The organism is Bifidobacterium sp. B4142 (assembly GCF_026537325.1).
In the GTDB taxonomy this organism is placed as follows: domain Bacteria; phylum Actinomycetota; class Actinomycetes; order Actinomycetales; family Bifidobacteriaceae; genus Bombiscardovia.
This window is the reverse complement of record NZ_JAFNMJ010000006.1, coordinates 15,987-39,533: the sequence shown is the minus strand read 5'-3', so window position 1 is coordinate 39,533 and position 23,547 is coordinate 15,987. Positions and strand designations below refer to the sequence as shown.

17 protein-coding genes are annotated in these 23,547 nt (G+C 58.9%); 3 read left to right on the top strand and 14 right to left on the bottom strand.

Features of this window, described 5'->3' with window-relative positions; genetic code table 11:
- Positions 1 to 469 precede the first annotated feature (469 nt).
- Positions 470 to 4,042, top strand: coding sequence for an InlB B-repeat-containing protein (locus J3U06_RS08325; RefSeq protein WP_416378955.1), 3,573 nt, complete (start codon positions 470 to 472; stop codon positions 4,040 to 4,042).
- Positions 4,043 to 4,244: 202 nt separating this feature from the next.
- On the opposite strand, the gene J3U06_RS08320 is transcribed toward J3U06_RS08325, so the two are convergent.
- Complete coding sequence (locus tag J3U06_RS08320) at positions 4,245 to 5,645, bottom strand: NCS2 family permease (protein ID WP_267444901.1); 1,401 nt, start codon at positions 5,643 to 5,645, stop codon at positions 4,245 to 4,247.
- Positions 5,646 to 5,846: 201 nt separating this feature from the next.
- On the opposite strand from J3U06_RS08320, the gene J3U06_RS08315 reads away from it, so the two are divergent.
- Positions 5,847 to 6,050, top strand: coding sequence for a hypothetical protein (locus J3U06_RS08315; RefSeq protein WP_220236903.1), 204 nt, complete (start codon positions 5,847 to 5,849; stop codon positions 6,048 to 6,050).
- A 4-nt stretch (positions 6,051 to 6,054) separates the two neighbouring features.
- Here the strand turns inward: J3U06_RS08315 and J3U06_RS08310 are convergent, their stop codons facing one another.
- The 5 genes from J3U06_RS08310 to J3U06_RS08290 form a co-directional block, all read right to left on the bottom strand.
- Positions 6,055 to 7,041 (bottom strand): AEC family transporter, encoded by a 987-nt coding sequence (locus J3U06_RS08310; protein ID WP_267444900.1) that lies wholly within the window; start codon positions 7,039 to 7,041, stop codon positions 6,055 to 6,057.
- 68 nt (positions 7,042 to 7,109) lie between these two features.
- Positions 7,110 to 7,889 (bottom strand): phosphate ABC transporter ATP-binding protein PstB, encoded by a 780-nt coding sequence (gene pstB, locus J3U06_RS08305; RefSeq protein ID WP_267430676.1) that lies wholly within the window; start codon positions 7,887 to 7,889, stop codon positions 7,110 to 7,112.
- 31 nt (positions 7,890 to 7,920) lie between these two features.
- Positions 7,921 to 8,901, bottom strand: coding sequence for a phosphate ABC transporter permease PstA (gene pstA, locus J3U06_RS08300; RefSeq protein ID WP_267444899.1), 981 nt, complete (start codon positions 8,899 to 8,901; stop codon positions 7,921 to 7,923).
- Positions 8,898 to 9,851: a phosphate ABC transporter permease subunit PstC gene (gene pstC, locus J3U06_RS08295; protein WP_267444898.1), complete on the bottom strand. Its 954-nt coding sequence runs from the start codon at positions 9,849 to 9,851 to the stop codon at positions 8,898 to 8,900. Before pstC ends, pstA begins: the two co-directional genes overlap by 4 nt.
- Positions 9,848 to 10,996, bottom strand: coding sequence for a phosphate ABC transporter substrate-binding protein PstS (locus J3U06_RS08290; protein ID WP_267444897.1), 1,149 nt, complete (start codon positions 10,994 to 10,996; stop codon positions 9,848 to 9,850). The genes pstC and J3U06_RS08290 overlap by 4 nt, the downstream gene beginning before the upstream one ends.
- A gap of 329 nt (positions 10,997 to 11,325) precedes the next feature.
- Here J3U06_RS08290 and J3U06_RS08285 point away from each other — a divergent pair, with 329 nt between their 5' ends.
- Positions 11,326 to 12,897 (top strand): MDR family MFS transporter, encoded by a 1,572-nt coding sequence (locus J3U06_RS08285; protein WP_220236897.1) that lies wholly within the window; start codon positions 11,326 to 11,328, stop codon positions 12,895 to 12,897.
- On the opposite strand, the gene J3U06_RS08280 is transcribed toward J3U06_RS08285, so the two are convergent.
- The 8 genes from J3U06_RS08280 to J3U06_RS08245 all read right to left on the bottom strand — a co-directional run bounded on the left by J3U06_RS08280 (position 12,898) and on the right by J3U06_RS08245 (position 23,534).
- On the bottom strand, positions 12,898 to 13,956 hold the full coding sequence (locus J3U06_RS08280) for a LacI family DNA-binding transcriptional regulator (RefSeq protein ID WP_220236896.1): 1,059 nt from the start codon (positions 13,954 to 13,956) through the stop codon (positions 12,898 to 12,900).
- Between the two features lie 49 nt (positions 13,957 to 14,005).
- Positions 14,006 to 16,156 carry a beta-galactosidase gene (locus J3U06_RS08275; RefSeq protein WP_267444896.1) on the bottom strand — a complete coding sequence of 717 codons (2,151 nt, stop codon included), beginning with the start codon at positions 16,154 to 16,156 and terminating at the stop codon, positions 14,006 to 14,008.
- 25 nt (positions 16,157 to 16,181) lie between these two features.
- Positions 16,182 to 17,150, bottom strand: coding sequence for a carbohydrate ABC transporter permease (locus J3U06_RS08270; RefSeq protein ID WP_220236894.1), 969 nt, complete (start codon positions 17,148 to 17,150; stop codon positions 16,182 to 16,184).
- Positions 17,147 to 18,109 carry a carbohydrate ABC transporter permease gene (locus J3U06_RS08265; RefSeq protein ID WP_267444895.1) on the bottom strand — a complete coding sequence of 321 codons (963 nt, stop codon included), beginning with the start codon at positions 18,107 to 18,109 and terminating at the stop codon, positions 17,147 to 17,149. Before J3U06_RS08265 ends, J3U06_RS08270 begins: the two co-directional genes overlap by 4 nt.
- A 64-nt stretch (positions 18,110 to 18,173) precedes the next feature.
- Positions 18,174 to 19,499 (bottom strand): ABC transporter substrate-binding protein, encoded by a 1,326-nt coding sequence (locus tag J3U06_RS08260; protein WP_267444894.1) that lies wholly within the window; start codon positions 19,497 to 19,499, stop codon positions 18,174 to 18,176.
- A gap of 122 nt (positions 19,500 to 19,621) precedes the next feature.
- The gene (locus tag J3U06_RS08255; protein WP_267444893.1) at positions 19,622 to 21,532 is read right to left on the bottom strand and encodes a family 43 glycosylhydrolase; all 1,911 of its coding nucleotides are present in this window, start codon (positions 21,530 to 21,532) and stop codon (positions 19,622 to 19,624) included.
- Positions 21,533 to 21,833: 301 nt separating this feature from the next.
- The gene (locus tag J3U06_RS08250; protein ID WP_267444892.1) at positions 21,834 to 22,631 is read right to left on the bottom strand and encodes an HNH endonuclease family protein; all 798 of its coding nucleotides are present in this window, start codon (positions 22,629 to 22,631) and stop codon (positions 21,834 to 21,836) included.
- Between the two features lie 54 nt (positions 22,632 to 22,685).
- Complete coding sequence (locus tag J3U06_RS08245) at positions 22,686 to 23,534, bottom strand: aldo/keto reductase (RefSeq protein WP_267444891.1); 849 nt, start codon at positions 23,532 to 23,534, stop codon at positions 22,686 to 22,688.
- Positions 23,535 to 23,547: the final 13 nt, after the last annotated feature.

Sequence of the window (23,547 nt, the reverse complement as noted above, 5' to 3'; positions counted from 1 at the left end):
GCCTGAGACACGACCTGTTCCAATTACCTGCTGATAATCCGATCGTCAAGCGAGAGAAGGCCATCACTGAAACCTCGGTATTCCAGAGCTGTGATAAACTAATCATAATTGAGCGACATACACGTTGGCCGTGCGGATTGAGTCGGAGATGCAGTTGCAATGTTGTATGCGCTGTTGCTTTTGAAAAGGACCGTATGCAATTGTTATATAAGAATCGCGCATGCTGCATTGCTTCTCTTATAGCTATTATCGTATCAGGGTTTATATTGGCAAACCTTTCGTGGATTGACCTAGCACAGGCAGATGCCACCGCATCCCCAATAGCATCGCAAAGCATGAAAAATCCGGGGACGGGGGGGGGGGGGGGACTTCAAGTATACCTGGCTCTACTCAAATTCCCTCTAATATTTCCACACCACCTATAACTCAAAAGCTGGATTCCTCTATTCAACTAACACCCTCTCCGGCTTTGCCCTCCCCCACTTCACTAGACTCAGCAAGCCCCGCTCTTTCCACTCGGTCGATAAGCTCCTGCCCCAATAGTCAATGTTCGGTCACCTTTGACACGGTCCAAGCTGACACAGAAGCCCCTGTCGCACAAATTATCCCTTCGGGAGGTCTGGCGAAACGACCGACAGATCCCACCAAGCACGGATACCTCTTCGACGGCTGGTTTACGGGCCAGGTAGCCTACGACTTCAACCAGCCCGTCACCAGCAACCTGAAGCTGACTGCAAAATGGACAGCCGGCGATGGCCATTGGTCTCTGGCACCTGCGCACGGAGCTGCATCGGGAAATACTGCAGTGACACTGACTCCCCCAGCAATCCGTGGCATCAAATTCTCTCAAATCACATCAGGAGCAACCCATTCCTTGGCTCTTGGGTCGGATGAAAACCTCTACGCCTGGGGTGATAATAGTTCAGGACAATTGGGCGACAGCACCAACACTCTGCGACAAACACCAGTGAAAATAAACAAGCCGGCCAATACGTCAGCCCAATTCACTTTCACTACCATTGCCGCTGGCGACCATTCCTCTTTCGCTATAGGTTCTGACGGTAACCTCTATGCTTGGGGGAACAATACCCGTGGACAACTTGGCGATGGAACTACCACAAACCGGTCGGCTCCTATCCAGGTTCCGAAGCCTGCCGGTGTCTCAAATGGATTTACCTGGACCCAAGTAAGCACCCGATGGGATCACACCCTGGCATTAGGCTCAGATCACAATCTCTATGCCTGGGGATGGAACGAGTACAGCCAGCTCGGCAACACCAGCGTCCCTACTGGCACCGATAATTCCGATGCGTATAGCAGCAAACCTGTACTTGTCAGCAGGCCAGCAGGAGTCACTTTCACTCAGTTAAGTGCTGGACGGTATAACTCTTTTGCCCTAGGCTCAGATAACAACTTGTACGCTTGGGGATGGAACGGATACGGACGGCTAGGAGATGGGACCGATATTCCGCGATCTACTCCTGTTCAGGTCCACCAACCCGCCGGCGTTACCTTCTCCCAGTTCAACGCGGGAGATACATCTTGTTTCGCAATCAGCACGAATGGAGATCTTTACGCTTGGGGATGGAACGGATACGGACGGCTAGGAGATGGCAGCAATGCAGAAGATAGAAAAACACCCACTTTAATATCTCCACCCAACGGAGCACCGTCAGGGTTTACCTGGATACGAGTCATGATAAGAGACTCTCACGTCCTAGCCATTGGCTCGGACGGCAATCTCTATTCCTGGGGACGAAACGATCACGGCCAACTAGGTATCAAAGATATAAGCACCGACGGTTCATACATCAATAGACCACACATTGTCAATCAACCAACATCTACAACTGCCCAGAAATTCACTTGGGCTCAGATCAATGCAGGATGGGAAGAATCATCTGCATTAGGATCAGATGGAAACCTGTACACCTGGGGATGGAACAACGGCGGACAGTTAGGTGATCCAGACGTTCCTATAGGTACGGATAATAAGCAGGCGATGAGGCTGACACCAAGCTTGGCTGCTTTCCCGCTTTCGCCAGATGTTACTGCGGTCAAATTCGACCAAACACTGGTCAACGATATCAAAAAAGCAGGTACGAACTGGCAGGTGATGACCCCAGCTCATAGGAAGGGGCGAGTAGATGCGACCATTACCTGGAATCTCTATGGCCAGCAGTTCGATGAAATCCTGAATTACACCTATGACCCGCCCAGATATGTCGTCTCTTTCGATAAGGCTGACGGCAGCCAGACCACCAGTCAGTCGGTCATCGAGGACCAAACGGTTCCCAGACCAGATCAAGACCCGACCCGACCGGGCTTCCTATTCGACGGCTGGTTCAACGGCGATGCGGCCTACGACTTTTCTTCCCCCGTCAAGGGTCCCACGAAACTGACAGCCCACTGGACGGCAGGCGCCGGGCAATGGACCACCTCTCCCAAGCAGGGTCCCGACAGCGGTCAGACCAAGGTGATCCTGATACCACCTGCAGCACGGGGCATTAGGTTCAGCCAAGTCAGTGCCGGCGACGATCATTCATTGGCTCTCGGATCGGATGGAAACGTCTATTCTTGGGGGGCCAATAAATACGGACAGCTGGGCGATGGGACCACAACGGACCGCTTGACGCCGGTTCAGATTCCCAAACCGACAGGCGTAATCCGATTCACACAGGTCAGTGCGGGAAGAGCCTTCTCATTGGCTCTGGATGGACAGGGCCACGTCTGGGCATGGGGACTCAACAGCTCCGGACAGCTGGGCAACAATGCCGTTGCTACCAATGGCTCAGCTGCATACAGCTCGAGCCCGATTCGCGTGCAAGCCCCAAGCGGGATGACGGCAACAAACTTCAGTCTCATTGGTATCAGCGCGGGAATCACTCATGTCCTCGCCGTAGACGAGCAGGGCAGAGCCTGGGGCTGGGGATCCAATGAGTTCGGCAAACTAGGCGTTCCTTCTAGCACTGTAGCGACGACAGGAATCGCCACCAGACCCGTCCAGGTTGCAACTCCGCAAGGCGAAACGACGGGATTCCGCTATGCACAGGTCAGTGCGGGCGGTTCACATTCCCTGGCGACTGACACCCAAGGCCATGCCTGGGGCTGGGGATCGAACCAGAACGGTGTCCTCGGCAACACGAGCGATGTAACACTCAATGGTTTCACCTCCATACCTGTCCAGGCCAAGCCAGACACCAACCCGACAGGCGGCTTCAAGCCTGTGCAAATATTGGCAAGCACAGGCCACTCCTTCGCCCTCGATGAGCTGGGACGCCTATGGTCCTGGGGCGGAAACAGCAATGGAGAGCTCGGCCTGAGCGACACCAACATAAGGACTGCTCCGTCCCTGGTAGCCATGCCTACAAACGTCAGCATGTTCACTCAGTTGACAGCCAGCAGAGCTAGCGGCAATTCACTGGCTCTGGACCAGAACGGAAACATCTGGGGCTGGGGTCAAAACTCATCAGGCATGCTGGGGACCGGAAATACAGGCAGCCTGAACAAGCCAACCAAGATGGGCAATCCATCAGGCATCGACCACTTCGTCAAGGTCAGTGCTGGCACTGACCACACTCTGGCTATAGCCTCCAGCGGCAGCACCTTGGGCTGGGGAGACAACGGCCAAGGACGCTTGGGCAACAATGCAACGCAGACAGCCTATTCCCCTGTCGACGCACTCTTCCCCTTCAGACTCGGTATCCCATCCACAGTGAAATTCGGAAACACCAGAGGAACCAGTCCAAGCTTCACGGGGCAGGAGGACGGCGCATGGACCGTGCTGACGCCAAACCACCAGGCCGGCGACACGACTGTCAGCATCACTTGGACGCTCAATGGGGCTCCACAACCCGAGGATGAGACCAATGCCTTCCGTTTCATCCACTATGGCGTCCTGCCCTTGACAGGAGAAACAGGCATCCTGATCACCATCTTGGCTGGATCGCTGGCCGCAATCAGTGGCTTGGCCGCAAAACGTCAGCGGGTTGAAATGCAAAGTGGACAAGGTGGAAGGACGAACGTCCGACACGAGCACTGACCCGAAGTGCCAACCACATCACCAGGCCACGAACAAGCAAGGTCCCGCCACTACATACATGGCGGGGCCTTGCTGCGGTCTCTGTATCTACTTTGCTCTATGCGCACCCTCAAACCCTGACAACCGCATGGCAACTGCTTGCGCGACCGGGGAATGCTCCTGACAAATACTTCTTGAGGATGCCGTGTTTGCGAAAACGTGCTTAGAGCACGGCCTGGAGCACGAAGTCCAGAATGAAGAGGGCTGAGACCGCCCAGATGATGGGGTGGACCTCCTTGCCCTTGCGCTTGCAGACCATGGTCAGGCAGTAGGTGATGAAGCCGGCGGCCACGCCGTAGGAAATCGAGTAGGCAAAGCCCATGAAGATGGCTGTGAAGAAGGCCGGAATGGCCTCAGACAGCTCGCCCCACTCAATCTCCGCGAAGGAGCCCATCATCATGCAGCCTACAATGACCAGAACGGGTGCAGTAGCCGCCGAAGGCACAGCCGATATCAGCGGAGCGAAGACGGCGCTGAGCGCGAAGCAGGCGGCGATGACCACCGAGGTCAGTCCGGTCCGGCCACCGGCCGCGATGCCGGCTGCGGACTCCACATAGGTGGTGGTGTTGGAGGTGCCGAAGAGGGCGCCGATGGAGGTGGCCGTAGCATCGGCGAACAGGGCCCTATCCATCTTGGAGCTGAACCCTCGGCCGTTTTCCAGAGCCTGCTCATCCTCGGCTGAGAAGATGCCTGAGCGCCGGCCGGTGCCCACAAAGGTACCGATGGTGTCGAAGGTGTCAGACAGGGAGAAAGCGAAGATGGTCACCAGAACCAAGGGCAGCTTAGCCGGGTCCGAGAAGAGGGCAGGGAACCCATCCTGACTGAAAATGGCCAGGAAGGTCTGCGGCAGCTGTGACCAGGCCTGGCCCAGATCGACCGACTTGGCCATGCTGGTGACCCCCATGGGAATGCCCAGGAGCGTGACTGCGATGATGGCGATGACGAAGGCGCCCTTGTTGATGAAGGCAAGGCGGCCCTTGAACTTGAAGATCAGAAGGAAGACGGTCAGCAACAATCCGATGACGAAGAGGATGACCCCGGGGGTGTTGAAGGTGGTCAGTCCAGGGTTGGCGCCTGCTGCCGAAGTCTTGTCGGGCGCGAACTTGATAATGCCCACATTGAGCAGACCCACATAGGCGATGAAGACGCCGATGCCGCCGCCGATGGCATGCTGAAGCAGGGGCGGAATGGCCTGGATGATCATCTTGCGCAGCTTGGTGGCCGTGACCAGGATGTTGATCAGGCCGCACAGGAAGACCATGCACATGGTCTGTTGCCAAGTGAAGCCCAGCCCCTTGACCACGGTGAAGGTGAAGAAGGCATCCAACCCGACACCTGGCGCCACGCCATAGGGCACGTTGGCCACCAGACCCATGATCAAAGTGCCGATGACAGCAGCGATCAGGGTGGCGAGAAAGACGGCACCCCAAGGCATGCCCGCCGTGGAAAGCACCGAGGGATTCACCACGATGATGTAGGCCATGGCGAAGAAGGTGGTAATGCCTGCTACCACTTCCGTAGAGACTGTGGTATTATTATCCGAAAGCCGAAATAGCTTATGCATATTCGATTCCTTATTGTCTTATTTGGCGATGAGACAAGAGCAGAATATCACGAGCGCTCGGCTTTTTTGTTACAAGACCTCCTCCAGGCTCCAATACCGCCCCACCACCTTCCGCTCATCTATAATCGGCATACCGGCACGGCCCTGAAGCCGTCCCACATGGGGATGAGCTGATGGGCGGGCACTGTTGAGGAGGGGTATATGGCCAGGAACAATCATTGGGATCCGGACGATCAGAAGCAGTATCAGCACGTGCATGACAGCGAAGTCGATCGCGGACAGGACGAGCGCTCCGCCGAGCGGATTGCAGCCGCCACAGTCAACAAGCAACGCACCCGCGAGGGCCGAACCCTGCGTCAGGAGCAGGAACGCCGCGACCAGCGCCAAAACGACAAGGAGGATTGATTCCTCAGAGGGCGCCCATCAGCAGGTGCGCCAAAACCATGAGCACGGCACCGATCAGCGCAGTCAGAGCCAGGGTGAATCCCGCCAGACGGGCGTTGCCAAGAACCTTGTCAGTAAACATGGTGGCGAAAACCGCCGTCGGAGCCAGGCAGCACAAGGCCACCGCCTGACGGATCAAGGGTTCGAAGGGCAACAGATACCATGCGGCCGCCGCGAACAGGATGCCGAAGGGCAGTCGCCAGCCCAGAATCTGCAATACGGCCTTGATGTCAGCCCGTCCGCCGGGCAGCTCCATGAGCATGCCCACCATGAGCATGGAGCAGAAGGCGTTGGCCGCCGAGAATGGACGGGTGATTTGGGCCGACCAGTCAGGCAATGAGATCCCGGCCAGCGTAAATCCCACCATGACCAAGTAGGTGTCGAATGAGGGCGAGCTCAGGAAGCCCTTGGCTATGGAGAGGGCTGCAGCCTTGCGGTGGAGTTTGCGGGCATCTGGGTCATCCAGCTTGACCGTCTCCCCCGCATCGGGATCCAGGGACTGGCCCGGTCGAATATGCAGAAGCCCCTGGGTCATGACGTTGGTGCCGGCAGAGACCATAACCGAATTGCCGATGTCGAACATGGCGGCGGGGACCAGGGCCGCCGTGCCCAGCAGCGACTGGAGCATGGGGAAGCAGAAACACCCGATGTTGAAGCCCGATCCGTTGAGCATAAGAAAAGCCCGCTGAGCCGTAGGACGATGCCTGCTGGTCAGGAAGATGGCCAGGGGTGGAGTCAGCGAAGCCACGAAGGCGAAGGCCGAGACCAGAAGCAGGCTGGGATCGTGGGGGCTGGTGGCGAAGGAGTAGATGATGGCCCCGGGCAGGACCAGATCGAACACGACAGTCTGCAGCACCCGGTAGTCCAACGGGCGAAAGAGTCCAAACCGCTTGAACAGGTAGCCCACCAGGATGATGCCCAAGAGGGTGGCCGGTTCCAGCAGTGCTCCCATGCTCTCGCTCCTTCCACGGATGCCGGAACCATGATACCTGACGAGCGGGTGCGCAGACCGGTTCTGTCTCAGCCGAAGCGACCGGATATGTAACGCTCGGTGTCCGGCTCGTGCGGGTTGGAGAAGATTGTGGTGGTGTCGTCCATCTCCACCAGGTGGCCGGGCTGACCCACGGCCTTGAGATTGAAGAAGGCCGTATAGTCCGAGACCCTGGCGGCCTGCTGCATGTTATGGGTGACGATGACGATGGTGTAGTCCCGCTTGAGCTCGTTGATCAGATCCTCTACGGCCAGAGTGGAGATGGGGTCTAGGGCCGAGCAGGGTTCGTCCATGAGCAGGACCTGGGGGTGCACGGCCACGGCACGGGCAATGCAGAGCCTCTGCTGCTGACCGCCAGAGAGCCCGATGCCCGGCTTGTCCAGACGGTCCTTGACCTCGTTCCAAAGATTGGCCCCGCGCAGGGCCCACTCCACCAGATCGTCGGCGTCAGACTTGGCAATGTGCTTCTTGTTCAGCCGTATGCCAGCCAGGACGTTCTCCCGGATGGACATGGTCGGGAAGGGATTGGCCCTCTGGAAGACCATGCCCACGTCCCGCCGTACCTCGACCGGGTCTACATCCGGTCCATAGAGGTCGCGCCCCTCCAGGAGCACCTGCCCGCTCACATGCGCCCCCGGGGTGATCTCGTGCATGCGGTCCAGGGTGCGCAGAACCGTGGACTTTCCGCAGCCGGAGGGACCGATGAAGGCGGTGACCTTGTTGGCTCGGATGCGCATGTTCACGTCCTGGACGGCCAAGAAATCGCCGTAGTAGACGTTGAGATGGCTGATGTCTATGCGTTGGCCCATATTCCGGCCTCCGTTCCTCTCATGGCGGCGCTCAACGGGTCCGCCCAACAGCAAAAATGCGCGAGACCAGTCGCCCCAGCAGGTTGAGCAGCAGAACAATAAGGATCAGCACCAGAGCCGCAGCCCAGGCCCTCTGCATGTGGACATCAGCCAGGCATCCCGGGTCAGCGCCTGGCCCGCAGACAGCCAGACCCTGGGAATACTCGTTGTAGACGAAGACCGGCAGGGTGGTCATCCTTCCGGAGAAGAGGTTGGGGTTGGTGGTGGCGATGAAGCCCGAGGCTATCAGCAGGGGCGCCGTTTCCCCGATGACCCGTGCCACGGCCAGAATAGTGCCCGAGACGATTCCAGGCAGGGCCGTGCGCAGAACAATACGGGTGATGGTCCGCTGCTTGGTCACCCCCAGGGCATAGGCCGCCTCACGCAGGTCATTGGGAACCACCGTCAGCATATCCTCGGAGGTCTTGACCACCGTGGGCAGCATGAGCAGGGAGAGCGCCACGGAGCCGGCCAGGCCATTGACCGTGCCCGGTCCAACCACCAAGGCGAACATGGAGAAGGCAAAGAGGCCTGCCACGATGGAGGGAATCCCGCTCATCACGTCCACCATGAGACTGATGGCCTTGGCCAGGCGGCCTCCATGGGCATACTCAACCAGGTAGACCGCGCACATGACGCCCACCGGAATGGATATGACCATGGATCCAAAGGTAATCTCCAGGGTGCCGATTACCGCGTGCAGGATGCCGCCATAGCCTCCGGTCGGCGTGGGGTTGCCCCCTACCACACCGCTCATGTTGTGGGTGAGGAAGTCCGGTGTCAGCCGTCGCACACCCTTGGACAGGCTGACCCAGAGCACCGAAACCAACGGAATCAGGGCCACCAGGAAGGAGAACCCGATCAGGACGGTCATCAGCCGGTCCTTGCGCTTGCGAGCACGGATGGAGGACCTTGTAGGCCTGAAACGATCAAAATCGATGACCGGCCCACGATCAGTTCGGCTCGCCATCATACACCCGCCTTCGCTGTGATCCTGCGCGCCATGTAGTTGACGATGAAGGTGATGATGAAGAGGACCAGACCGGTAGCCACTAGAAGGGCCACACCCTGGGAGTCCGCCTCCGGGAACTGGGCGGCGATGTTGGCAGCGATGGTCTGACTGTTTGAAGCCTGCAGCAGCCGCAGGGAGTAGCTGAAGCCTGGCGAAAGAATCATCAGCACCGCCATGGTCTCGCCCAGAGCGCGGCCCAGGCCCAGCATGGAGGCCGAGATGATGCCCGAACGGCCGAAGGGCAGGACCGCGAGCCGGATCATTTCCCACTTTGTAGCGCCCAGAGCCAAGGCAGCCTCCTGCTGCAATCGAGGGGCTTGGATCAGGATGTCACGGGTGATCGAGGTGATGATGGGCAGGATCATGACCGCCAGCACCAGGGCCACAGTGGCCACGGACCGGGCAGGGGCTGCAACGGGTCCGGCAAACAGCGGAATCCATCCCAAATGAACAGATAGCCAACGCCAGAAGCCTGTGATATTGGGAACCAAGACCAGAGCCCCCCAAAGCCCATAGATCACCGAGGGCACGGCGGCCAGCAGGTCGATCACCGTGCTAAGCAACGTGGACAGGCGGGCGGGAGCGTAGTAGCCGATGAAGAGGGCGATGCCAAGGGAGACAGGGAAGGCCAAGAGCAGGGCCAGACCGGCAATCAAAATGGTGCCAAAAACCAGGGGACCCACATAGCCCAGGAAACTGCCCGCCCGCCCCCCGCTCAGGGAGAGGATGGCCTGGGTGCGGGAATCTGGGTCCCCAGTGAAGGCCGGAAAGGCCCGCAGGATCAGAAAGAGGGTGACAGCAGCCAGGGCCAGCAGGATCAGAATGCCCGCACCGGTGGCGCAGGCCTTGAAAATCCGATCCGCCCGTTTAGCCTTGTTCAGGGTTGCAGCCCCGTCCAGTTTCTCGTTCATGCCTTCCCCCCGATGGTCTCCACCGAGGCCATGGCCTGGTTGCGCAGCCCCTGCCCCAGCTCGGCGCTGCCCGCATTTGCCGCAGCCATGCGCTGACCCTGCTCGCTCAGCAGATAGGTCAGCCAGGCCTTGGCGAACCGGGTCTTGGATCCGTCTTGATCATCTCGATAGGCGGTGCAGACCACGTTGTAGGAGACCAAAACAATGGGATAAGTATGCTCCCGGCTGGTGCGATGGTCCACGGTCAGGACCACCCGGCCGGGCTGGCTGGCCTGCGGATCCCGCTGGGCTGCATCCAGCAGGTTGGCCACGGTCTTGGCTGTAGGCGGCTGCCAGGTCTTCCCCGCCTGGACCGCCACCGTGCCCAGCCCCGTGGTCTGGGCCGCGTCCGCATAGCCAAAGGTACCCTTCGCCTGGTTCATGGTCATGACCACTCCGGCAGTGCCCTTGGCGCCCTGTCCTAAGTCGTTGGGCCAATTCTCGCCCGCTGGGTAAGGCCAGGCAGACCCGGCCGTGTCGTGCAGGTAGGACAGAAAACTTTTCGTAGTGCCCGACTTGTCCGAACGATGGATCACCGTGATGTCCAAGTCGGGCAGATTAGCCCCCGGATTGAGGGCTGCTATGCGCGGATCCCGCCAATTGGTGACCTTTCCGGAGAAGATCATGGCGATCAGAGCCGGGTCCATCCGCAGATGGCCGCCGGAACCCTTTGGCCACAGATCGGGGAGATTATAGGCCACGGCGATTGGGGTGGCGTAAACGGGCAGATCAATGGCCGTACCGGAACCGCAGACCTTGCGCGAGCGCTCAAGCTGGTCTGAAGTCAGCGGTGCATCAGTGCCGGCCCAGATGGCCGAACCCGAAAGGAAGGCGTTGACCCCAGCACCGGAACCTGCTGGATCATAGGAGATGCGCGCACTTGGATGCTGCTTGCGGAAGCCGGCTATCCAAGCCTCGTCGGCGCTCTGCTGGGAGGATGCGCCGGATCCGGCGAACTCGCCTTGGAACAAGGCTTGATCTGGAGTATCGATTGCTCCGCCGCCTTCGATGGGGACGTTGTCGCCGCAGGCCGCCAGGGGGATCAACATTGCCAAGGACACGAGGAGGGCCGCAAATCTACCACGACCATGACCATGTGCGTGCATGTTACCTACCTCGACCGCCGTTGCATTTCAAACGTCCGTCCTCATCAGCCCGTGTCGGACCCTCCTGCATTCACATTACCGAAGCCCGCTCAACAACAGCATACTGGAAACGCTGACCGCAGGACAAGGCCGCCGCAACCGCGTCAGCCAAGCGGAAAAGCTCAATCACAATCCACAGCCGGGTATATTATAAGGACATTGTCAGACGCTTCACTCTCTAGCTTTTCTTAGTGTCACCGGTATCGGTATGCCCTGATTCCTTTTCTAGGACGGCACCGCAGGGAGTGGTATACGCAGCGGAAACTGAGCCCAAAGGAAGTGGTGGTTGCATGAGGAAGCAGGAGCTCGCCAAACAGGGGCGGACCCTCAGCAAGGATGGAGCCTTCGTCAACGGAAGACTCACCCGTGAGGCCTTCCTGTCGCTGGCCATCCTGACCGTCATCACCTTCCTAGGCAACTTCACCCAGCTGCAGCTGGCTTCGGCACTGCCCACTATAGTGGACGAGTTCCACATCACCCTGACCACCGGTCAGTGGCTGACCTCGGTCTTTCAGCTGGTCATGGGCGTCATGGTGCCGTTGACCGGCTTTCTGACCAAGCGTTTTTCCACTAGGCAAATCGTCATCACCTCCATGGCGGTCTTCACACTGGGTTCCCTGCTGAGCTGGCAATCGCAGACCTTCGCCATGGTTCTGCTGGGGCGCATCCTGGAGGCCGTGGGCACCGGGACCATGTGGCCCGTCCTGCAGATCACCGTCTTCTCCATCTATCCTCTGGCCAAGCGCGGCATGGCCATGGGCACCGTGGGCCTGGCCATGAGCGTGGCCCCGGCCATCGGCCCCACCCTGGGCGGATGGCAGACCGATGCCAACGGCTGGCGCTCCATTTTCCTGACGCTGAGCATCTGCGGGGCCGTGGCGCTGCTCCTGTCGATCCTTGGTCTACGCAACTTCGGGCAGCGAGACAAGAGCGTCAAGGCGGACTTCTTCTCAGTGGCCCTGTCCATCTTCGGTTTCGGCGGCCTCATGTTCGGCTTCACCAACATCGAGAACTTCCCCATCACCTCCTTCATGACCTGGCCCTTCATGCTGGTCGGCCTGATCGGAATCATCTGGTTCGTCCTCCGCCAGCTCAACCACGACAAACCCCTGCTGGACCTGCATGTGCTGCGGATCAAGAACTTCACCGTAGGAACCATCATCGCCTCTATGTCCTTCTTCGCCTTCAGCTCGGTCACCGTCATCCTGCCCATGTACATCCAGACGGATCGTGGCTTCTCAGCCACCATGAGCGGCCTGGTCATGCTGCCAGGGGCCATCGGCACCGCCATCGCTCAGTTCTTCGGTGGCCGCCTGCTGGACCGCTGGGGCGCTCGGCCCGTAGCTATGACCGGCTGCTCGGTCCTGCTGCTGGGCACCATCGCCATGAGCATGATTGGGGCCAACACCTGGATCGGCCTGGTCTCCATCTGCCAGTTCATCCGTCAGATCGGCATGGGCTTCACCCTGATGCCCCTGACCACCTGGTCCCTGAACAACCTGGCCCCCAAGGATGTTTCAGCCGGTTCAGCCGTCACCAACACGGCCCGACAGATCGCCGGAGCTGTCGGCGCGCCCATCCTGGTCATCCTTATGGAGACCATCACCACCCTGCGCCACAACGCCTTGGGCGGCGGCCACTCCACCCAGATCGCAGCCAACATTTTCGGGGTGCAGTGGGCTCTGCGCATCTCGGCACTGATCTGCCTGGGCATGGTCCTGCTGGTCTACTTCGGCGTTCGCGGAAACGGCGCCGGCTCCGGCCGTCAGATGACCCGCATGCTCCTGCGTCACATGCACATCATCCACACCGATGCGCCTGCCGTCACTGCCTCCACCGCCGACTCCAAAACACAAAACTGATTACCGGGTGGTTTTGCGGGCTATGACCCGCGATCCTATGACAAGATCCTGGGGAACCGTAGCTCTGCCCCCAATACGTCCTAGGACGCGGTCAACACAGGTCCGCGAGATCCACCCCAAGCATGAATCCATGGTAGTGAGCGGAGTCTGCAGATAGGCCGACTCTTCGATGTTGTCGAACCCGACGAGCTGAACCTGGTCGGGCACGGCTCTGCCGTAAGCAGTCAGAGCTGACAGGGCGCCGATAGCCAGCTGATCATTGAGAGCAACCACCCCATCGAACGGCATCCCCGCCTCTAATATCCTTTGCATGGCCAGATACCCGCTGCCCAAGGTCCAGTCATAACCGGTAACGCCCAGAAGCCGATCATCCAGCTGGAGCCCCCTGGCATGAACCGCTTTAAGCACGCCTTTCATCCTTAACTCGGCATTGCCTTCGACTGCAGCCTCCAACTGATTCCGGTCAAGCGGCGCATGCAGACCGATGACCGCCAACGAACGCACCGACCGATCAAATAGATACTCTGCAGCCATCCGAGCTGCCTCGGCATCGTCGACCATGACATGATCCGCCACCCCATGGGTGGTCCGCGCACCCACGCAAACCAGGGGATAGCGTACATTCAGGTCCTCCACGGCAAATCGTTCAAGCTCCGACATAGAAAGGATTATGCCGTCGCTGATAGTGCTATTAAAGGATGCCAAAATCTCATGCGCACCCTTGGCGGACCCCTCGGCATATGTGCTGACATATACTGCATAGTCCCGCAGGCGAGCGCTGTCGATGACCCTATTAGCCAATTCAGCCAGATAGGGAGGTGTCAGCGAAGGCACGGCCAGCGTAATGATACCGGTTTTGTTTCGATGCAAATTGCGGGCCGCGGCATTGACCTTGTATCCCGATTCGTCAATCACCTGCTGCACACGCGCACGGGTCGCATTTGACATACGGCCATTGCCATTGATCACATTGGACGCGGTCTTCAGCGAGACACCCGCCTTGCTGGCCACCTCGCGCAAGGTGATCCGTTTACCTGGACGTCCTTCATCCGTAGCCATAGGCACCCCCTAGAATGCAGCAACCTCCAAGGCACTATGGCAATCAGATCTATTGACGGGTGATCACCACACCATGCACTCCTATAGTGTACTGATTACCGGATAAACCGCCTCCATTGGACCGGGTCGCTCGTTGAACTACCAAAGCCTCACCCATGGTGGACACATCTCTGACAACTGTCGACCCCCGGTTGAAATAGAAATGATAACAGCCCTGTGGCCCGGACCTGATCAGGTGCACCAACCGCGGGTCGCCATCACGTCCGTTATGCAACCCTGCCCCTGCCGCGCCAGTGAGAAAATCAGGAGGAAAGATCCGATTGATCACCGAGACCAGCGATTCCTTGGTGAAACCAGTCCCGAGATAGAGAACCCGGCCCTGACCGTATCCATGGATGGTCGCCGCAGGTTTTCCGGCCATGTCGAGGTCATAGGAACGACGCCCATGGTAACGAGCCAGCACCCTTACCGAATCCTCTATGCTCAAGGGATCGTTGACCCATATATTGCCCTCAATGCCCTCTGATACCAGGATGGATCCACCGCCTTGGCCTCTCGTGCCCAAGGCGATCATCTCCTGGGAAGCGATACCTGTCAAATCACGCAAAACCGCAGGATACCCACCCAGACCGACGTGCATATGGCCGTCCATAATGCCACTGGCGAAGTCCACCACCAGACGGCCGCCCTCGCTCACGTAGTCTCGCAGACGGCCGGCTTGCCTCTGGTCCAGCAGGATCAGGGCGGGCAACACCACGACGTCATAGCGCTCCCACTGCCCTTTCAGCGGCATTACGTCCGCTCTGAGCCCGACGTCAAGCAAGGCTTGATACCAGATATAGACCTGCTGCCAATGATCCAGAGAACAATCGGGCAGAGTCGAATCAGCCATAGACCACTGGCAGTCGGCATCGAAAAGCAGAGCAATAGGCGAGGGCTCCAATTGGGTCCCGGCCAGTCCACTCCCGGAGAGCCTGTGCAGAATGTCTCCCAAAGCAGCAACCTGAGTATAAATTGCCGAATCCGGCCCTGCATGAGGGACCATGGCCGAGTGGAAGGCCTCTGCTCCGAAGGCGGACTGCCGCCATTGGAAGAAGTTGACTGCATCCGCCCCCATAGCTACGTGGGCCAGAGCGTCCCGGATCAGTTCGCCTCGACGCTTGGAAGCATTGAAAATGCGCCAATTGACGGCTGATGTGGAATGCTCCATCAGACACCAAGGATGCCGTTGAGCATAGGCGTCCACCAGGGAATCCGAGCAGAGGAGCTCATCCAGGTGTCCGGGGCCATGAGCGAAATAGTGGTCATTGGCCACGAAATCGACCTGGTGGGACCAACGCTCATAATCAAGGACACATTGGTCTGTAGAGACCATGAAATTGGTCGTCAAGGGTTTATCAGGCGTGAGCTCCTGCAACTGATCGCGTTCGGCACAGAAAAAATCCATCAGCGCATCTGAGCAGAATCTACGAAAATCCAGACGCAGTGCTGGATTGATAAAGGCATCACGCACGCCGGCATGTTCAGGCAGGGGAACCTGATCGAAGTTCTGCAGACGTTGGGACCAGAAATCGTTGCCCCAGGCTTGGTTAAGCTCCTCGATGCTGCCATAGCGCCGGCGGCACCAGCCTTGGAAGGCCTTCAAAGCATCCTGCGAGTAGTCGGTTGCGTTGTTCCATCCATATTCATTGCCGACATGCCAGGCGACCACAGTCGGATTGTCGCGGAAATGCTCTCCCATGACCCTGCAAAGGCGGAGGGCATAGCGCCGAAAAACAGATGAGGTGGGCCTCCAGGATTGTCGAGCACCAGGATGGACCAGGGTTCCGTCCGCCTTCACGGGCAACACCTCAGGATGTGCCTGATAAAGCCAGTACGGAGCCGTAGCTGTAGCCGAAGCCATGTCCACTGCGATACCGGCTTCACCTAGTAAAGCCACCGCCCGATCCAGCCATCCGAAATCCCAGACTCCGTCGCTTGGCTCCAGACGCGCCCATGAGAAAATGCCCAGTGCCACCATGGTGACGCCAGCCCGCTTCATCAACGCGACATCTTCGGTCCATGCCCGCTCCGGCCATTGGTCCGGGTTGTAATCCCCACCGAACCAGATCTCCCCTGAATGACCGTCGAGGCCTTTCGGCCATCGGTAAGGTCTGTACTGTTGGGGCTGCCGACGGTCATGATAGTCCGTTCTGCTCATGTCTGATCCCGTCTGCGCCTTCCCGCTACTCCTTGACAGCGCCGGCAGCCAAACCGGACTGCCAGTATTTCTGCAACAGCAGGAAAGCGACGACGATGGGGATGATGGTGACAAGGCTGCCGGTCACCACCAGGTTCTGAATGGCATGGGCACCAGCGGTCGACGCCTGGTCCTTCCAATTGTTGAGCCCGATCGTCAGCGGATACCAATTGGAATCTTTGAGCATGATCAGAGGCAGGAAATAGTTGTTCCAAGTGGCCACGATAGTGAAAAGCGCCGTAGTCACGATGCCGGGGGCCAGCAGAGGCAGACTGATCTGCCAGAAAGTGCGGAATTCCCCGGCCCCGTCGACTCGGGCTGCTTCCAGCAGCTCAGTAGGCACTGCCTGGTCGGAAAAGATCCACATCAGGTATAGGCCGAAGGGCGAGATCAGACTGGGGATGATCATGGCCCAAGGCGTATCAGTCAGTCCGATCTTGGCAAAGAGCAGGAACTGAGGCACAGCAAGAGCGATGCCTGGCACGCTGATGGCTCCGATGACTACAGCAAAGACGAGGCGACGGCCGGGAAAGCGGAACTTAGCCAGGGCATATCCACCCAGCACAGCCAGTAGGGTGGCGCCACCGGCTCCCACAACCACGTAGAGCAGGGTATTGAGCAACCAGCGCCCGAAGATTCCTCCTTCATAGGTGAACACCTCGCGCAGATTGTCCCAAAGGGCGAACTTGTGCCCAAAGGCCAAACCGAAGGTGCCGATGAAATCCGACTGGGTCTTGGTGGCATTGATGACCAGCCAGATCAGGGGAAACAGGCAGTAGAGGGCGAAGATCCCCGCGGCAAGGGTCAACGGCCAGCTGCGCCGCGGATTGTCCGGATTGGAGAATCCTGTTCGAGCTGCCCTTTGGCGTTCCGCACGCTCATCCCGGGCGACGCGTCGGGCGCGCATACGTTCAGCCTTGGCCCCGTCGACAGCCGTGGAATCAACCGTGCTCATTGCATCTGCTCCTTCATGCCCCTGAGCTGGACGGCGTAGGCAGCGACCATGGTGATGATGGCCATGACGATGGCCAAGGCCGCCGCATAGTTGCTCTGACCGCCCATGAAGCTCAGGTTGTAGGCATACATGTTGGGGGTGTAATAGGTGGTAATCGCATTGCCTGGGACCATGGTCTGCAGCACCGAGGGCTCATTGAAGAGCTGGAAACTGCCGATGATGCTGAAGATGACCGTGATGACCAGGGAGCTCTTGAGCTCGGGAACCTTGATGCTGCGCACGATCTGCCACTCCGAGGCTCCGTCAATAGCCGCCGCCTCATAGAGCGAGTGCGGCACAGTCGACAGCGAGGAATAGAAAATCAGCATGTTGTAGCCCGTGAACTCCCAGGTGTTGATGTTGCCTATGGCGGCCAGGAGCACGCTGGGCTGCAGAACGTCGATATGCGTGCCCAGCCATTGATTCAAGGAACCTACCATTCCGTACTTGGTGCCGTAGATGAACCCCCACATCAAAGCCGCCACCACGGCGGGCACTGCGTAGGGCAGGAAGGTGGTGATCCTGAAGAAGCGCGTGCCGTGCAGCTTGAGCGAGTCCAGAGCCAGCGCCATCAATGCCGCCAGAAGGAGCATGATGGGCACCTGGACCACAGTGAAGAGGGCCACACGGCCCACTGATGACCAGAACTGCCCATCCTTGAGCAGCCTGGCGTAATTGGCCAGGCCTACAAAGACGTTCCCTCCGATCATGCGCTTCTCGTACAGACTCAGGTAGATGGCATAGAGCACCGGCAGAACGAAAACGAACACGAAGACCACAACAAAGGGCCCCATGAACTTCCATCCACGCCAATCTGGTCTGCGGGGCCGCTCCCCAGTGCGGCCCCCGCCGGTTTCGCCAGGGCCTTGATCCCGCACAGGGGCCAGAACCCGCGCAGACGAACCTTCGGCTTCACTCATAATGCCTGCCCTTCTCTCCTGTAGCCGTCCGGAGACGGCCCTGATCGGCCGTCTCCTTCATCATTCACTTGTTGACCTGGTACCCCTGCTGGTTGCCATGATCCACCAGCTTCTGCTGATAGTTCTCGAAAGCCTTCTCCAGACTGGTCTGCTTCATGTAGGCCTTGCCGATGGAATCCCCGTAGGTCGACTGGGCGAAGGGGTTGTAGGGCAGATACTGGAATTTGGAGACTTTGAGGTTGGCTGCCTCGGTCAGGACCTTGTTGACCTCCTGGCCTCCGAAGTACTCATTCTTCTTGCTGGTGAATTCAGCTGAGCTCAGGATGCGTTTCAGAGAGGGGAAACTGCCCTGGTCAGCCATGACCTGGGCTCCCTTGCCGTGTGTCAGATATTCTGCGAACTTCCAGGCTGCCGCCTTGTTCTTGGCCTTCTTGGGCACAACAAGAGCCGAGCCCCCGTCCTCGGCGGACACGCTGCCCCCTTCTTCCCACTGCGGCAGGGGCGCGACCCTCCAGTTGCCCTTCTGGTCGGGTGCGCCGGACTCCAGATTGGTGGGCATCCAGGCGCCGATGGTCAGCGAGGCCACCGACCCATCATTAAGCGCCCTGTTCCAGTCATCGGACCAGTTGGCGGTCTTGGTATCGAGCAGGTCTTCGTCGATCAGCTTTTGCTGAAAGTCGATATACCGCTTCATGCCGGGGTCCTTGGTCATGTTGATGGTGATCTTGTCCCCATCGACCTTCCAAGGATGCGCCCCGGCCTGCCAGGCCTGTGCAGTAAAAGGCTGATAGGCATTCTTGTCACCGGCGTTGTTGGTGATGTAGGAACCTGCGGCTCGGATCTTCTTGGCATCCTGATAGTACTCATCCCAGGTCTTAGGAGGATCGGGGATGCCGGCCTTGTCGAAGACCGCCTTGTTGTAGAAGAAAACCTCGGGACCGGCATCAATGGGCAGCGCATAGGGTTTCCCGTCGTACTGGACCTTGTTCCATGGCCCCGGGGTGAAGTCGTCAGCGAACTTGTCGGCCCCATACCCCGACAGATCCTCCAGGTTGTCTTCAATGGCAAACTGCTGGACGGTAGGATCCTCCAGCATGGTGACGTCGGGGATGCCCTTGCCTGCAGCGACCGCATTGGACAAGGCCACCTGGGTGTCACCAGCAGTGCCGGTGTTGTTGTACTTCACGGTGATGCCGGGATTGGCTTTTTCAAAGGCGGCAATGGTCTCCTTGATGCCATTGCCCCAGCCCCAAAAGACTATGCGCCCCGATGCCTTGCTGGCGTCCGCCGGCTTCGATGTTGATCCGGAGCCGCTGCTTCCACAGGCAGCGAACGAAGCCAGGGCGACCACGGTGATGCCCATGGTCATGAGTTTCCGTGCAGAATGCATGATGAACCTTTCGATGTTTGAAAAACCACGTCCTTGATAAGGTTTTGACGCCCCACTCCTTCCGATCGTTGATACAACTGTGTACCAACGTGGTATTCAGTGTAACCCTTAGCCATGGATTGTCAATTCAGCGCAAGAAGACGCCGCCCACGCCCGGCTACAGCCATCAACAGAACGCCCGCCGCCACACAGCCGGCCGCGAAGATCGGAATGCTGCCGGCGGCGATGCCCCCGGCAGCCAATGCATGGGATGAAACCGCGCTCTCGACGCCAAGACGAACGGAGACGGCCCCTCCTCCTGCATGGACCGCCGGAAGCACATTTGCGCCCTGATTGATTTCACCATTGCTTTCAGCCCCCTTGTCAGGCGCATCTGTCAGAGACACGTCGTCCACATGAAGGGTCTGGCCCGACCTGCCGGAAGCCTCGACAGCGATCCTGGTCTGGCCGCCAACCAGTTCGACCGGCAAGGAGGCCTGCCTCCAGCCTGTGCCAGTAGAGTCAGCCAGGTCGATTTCAGAGGTTCTCCCACCGGATTCGATTGCGATCCTGGCCCGATCCATGCCTTTGGGATTCATATAGGAGAGTTTCAGAAGGTAGCGGCCCGCGTGCAGGGGAACATGTCCCGGTGCATTAAGATCCTGGACAATGGAGGCGTCGCGGGATCTCCCGGGAGCGAACCGCAGGTCGAAGTCGCCCACTCGCCCATAGGCATCGGCTACGTTGGCCACAGCATCCGGATTGACACGCCGCCATCCGGCGATATCGCCAATCACCTGGCCATCCTTATCCCGATACCCGTGCTCGCCTACCGAAATCCTGTCCGCTTCGAAGGACCCATTGAGCACGTAGTCATTGGCCTCGCCAACCGACCAAAGGCCGGTATCCGCATCCAGCCTCCACTGGCTCATGGAATTGAAGCGGGGCGTGCCGACATCATCGAAGCTCAGCGGATTCCACTGGTTGTAGCCAAGTCCGTTGCCTGCGAAGTCAGCCCATCGGTCGCCGCAGTGGATGACGGTCTCCGCTCTGCTGCCACGCAAGGTGTAGTAAAAACCAGTCTGGGTGATATGGCCGAAATCTGCTCGGCTGCCATCCATGATCACCGTCTGATTGACGGGCTGATACGGGCCGAAAAGGTGATCTGCAACCTGGAAATGAATTCGGGAAGCATCCCACCCGAACAGATCGGAGCCAGCAAGATAATACCGGCCAGCGTGCTTGAAAAGCGCATTGCCTTCACGCCCAAAACCCTGGTAGAGCTTGGTAGGCTCCAGCAAATCCACCCGGCCGTTTCTGGCGCCTATTCTGGCTGCCCAGACACTGCCGCGGCCACGGCCATAGGAATAGATCAGATAACCTGTGCCGTCCTCATCCTGGAAGACGCTTTGGTCCCCGGTATTGCTGGTGCCCAGTCCGTAATCGCGCATGTCGATACGCCTCTGGGCTTTGAACGGGCCAGCAGGTGAATGGGCCGTAGCGATCAGCACCTTTTTGTCGAAATCGCGACCAGTGGCATCAATAGGCATCTCATGCTGGATGAGCATGGCATAGGTTTGCAGCTCGGGGATATAGGCAACCCCCGTTCTGCACACCCAACCCGCACGGCGGCCACCGAAATCACCGGAGAAGGCATCGGCCTGTGCTCTGTCCAAAGCCACGCCTTGATAGCGCCAGTCGGACAGATTCTCGGATTTGTAGACATCCACTGAAATGAAGTCATTGCCGGTGAGCGCATGGGTAGGGTCATGACGGTAAGTTTCCGCCTGTGAAAAGTGAACACCATACCAAAAGTGAGAGACCCTCCCCGTGGCAGGATCCGGGAAATCGAAGATTCCTCCGCCTTGCATATACATCGGATTGCCGTCGGCGTCATTCCAGAAACGGTCATTGACGATTTGCCCGCTTCCGCCTGCAGAATGAGATTTTTGCCCCGCTTCTTGAGCGGCGACCGTCTTTGGCGCCACGAATGACAAACCCATAATCACAGCCAGGGCGACAAGCAGAATGGCCGATTTGCGGCTTTTCAGCATATGGCCCCCTATGTGATGCCCTTCCCCTGGCATATGCGAACCACGATTGCCGTTCATGGCCAACCTCCCTGTTGCCGATGGCTGCGGGCATAGAACCTGAGAAATTCAGGAATCCATGCGGTTGATACAACTGTGTATCAACCTCCAATCATTCTACCACACCAGAACAGGCCCGGATCAAAGCAGGGGGGGGGGGGGGGAGAGAAGCAATAGAACGAAGGAGGAGAGGGATTGTGACGATCCTATACGAGCAGACCCGTCCATCACGGTCTGTTTCCGCCTATCAGGGAAAGGCCAGCAATCAGCGATCCTGCGGAAGGGGCTGGCCCGGGCAGGTATGCAGAATGGCCAGCATGGCCTGCTTTTCCGAGCTGGTGACGCTCAGGGAGTACTTGTCCTTGACTGCTATCTGACGGGCTACATAGGAGCACTGATAGTCCTTGTTCTCGGGCAGCCAGTAGTCGGCCGAAGCACTCCCCTTGGCCTGGTTGGCCGGGCCGTCCACGGCAAGGAGATTGTAGGGGTCGTTGCCAAAACGGTAACGGCGGGCCGTGTCCCATTTGCTGGCTCCTGACCGCCAGGCATTCTCCAGGGCGACCACGTGGTCGATCTGCACAGCCGAGCTAGTCTTAGGGCCTCTGATAAATTCAATGGTCCGCCCAGTGTAGGGGTCCTGCAGACGGCCACTGGCCACCTTGCAACCGCCGGGGGTGGTAGTGCGCAGATCAGTCAGATCGCGAGTCAGCACATCCTCTCGCACATTGCAGCCGTTGCCGTCCTCATCGGTCTCCTTGAAGCCGAAAGCCTCGCGCCGGTACTGGCGGCCCGGTCGGGCATGATCGTCCACTGTCAAACCCTGCAGGGTCTGGGCCGCATCGCCGGTTGCCGTATATCGGCCGGTCAGCCGTCCGACTCCACCATTGACCCTTGGCAATATCAGGCCGATAGTGATGCCCAAGACCACAGCCACCACCAGAAGGATCAACACACGTTCCGTCAGCGATTCGCGACGAAAGCGGGCCGGGGCGGGATTCCTCAATGTCGAACCGTACCGGCCGCGGCTCCGATATCGATGTCTTCTGCGTCTCGAATCGGTCATCTGCCGCTAATACCTCCTATGCCGGCTGCATGCATGAAATCTCCATCATAGCGCTCAGGCGTAGGCGTAAGTCATTGGGTCGTGTCCTGCACGCACCGGAGTGTCCATGGCATCGATGGAGGCATGCTCCTCAGAGGTCAGGCTGAAACCGAACAGGTCCAAGTTCTCCGCCTGCCTTTTCCTGTGGACGGACTTGGGGATGATGATGGTTCCGTTCTCGATGTGCCAGCGGAGTACCACCTGGGCCGGCGTAACCCCGTGGGCCTGGGCGATTTTCTCCAGTCTTCCGCCGCCGACTGCCAGGTCTGCGCCGCGCGCCAATGGCGAGTATGCTTGGACAGCGATGCCGTGTTCCTTGCAGAAAGCCGTCACTGTGCGCTGCTGCCAGCTGGGATGCAGTTCGATCTGATCCACGGCAGGGTATTCCCCCGTCTCCCGGTGCAGCCTTTCCAGATGCTCAGGCAGAAAGTTGCAGACCCCCAGAGTCCGCACTCGCTTCTCATCACGCAGCCGATGGAATGCGCTCCAGACCTGGTCGGCCCGCCAATCAAAGGGGGTGGGCCAGTGGATCATATACATGTCGACATAGTCAGTGCCCAGCAGAGCCAGCTGGCGGTCGAACGCCCGAAGAGCACTGTCGTAGCCCTGTTCGGAGTCACGCAGTTTGGTGGTCAGCCACAGGCGAGCACGCTCAGGGCCACACTGACAGCCGAAAGCCCTGAGACCACGGCCCACCCCGCCTTCATTGCGGTAGCCCGCCGCGGTGTCGATGTGGCGATAACCCAATTCCAAGGCAGAGCGCACCGCCCCAGCGGTCTGATCATCGTCGATTCTGAGCACGCCCAAGCCCACCTGCGGAATGCGGTTGCCGTCAGACAAAAGAACGTCAGGGACTGCTGCCATGGCCCACACCTTC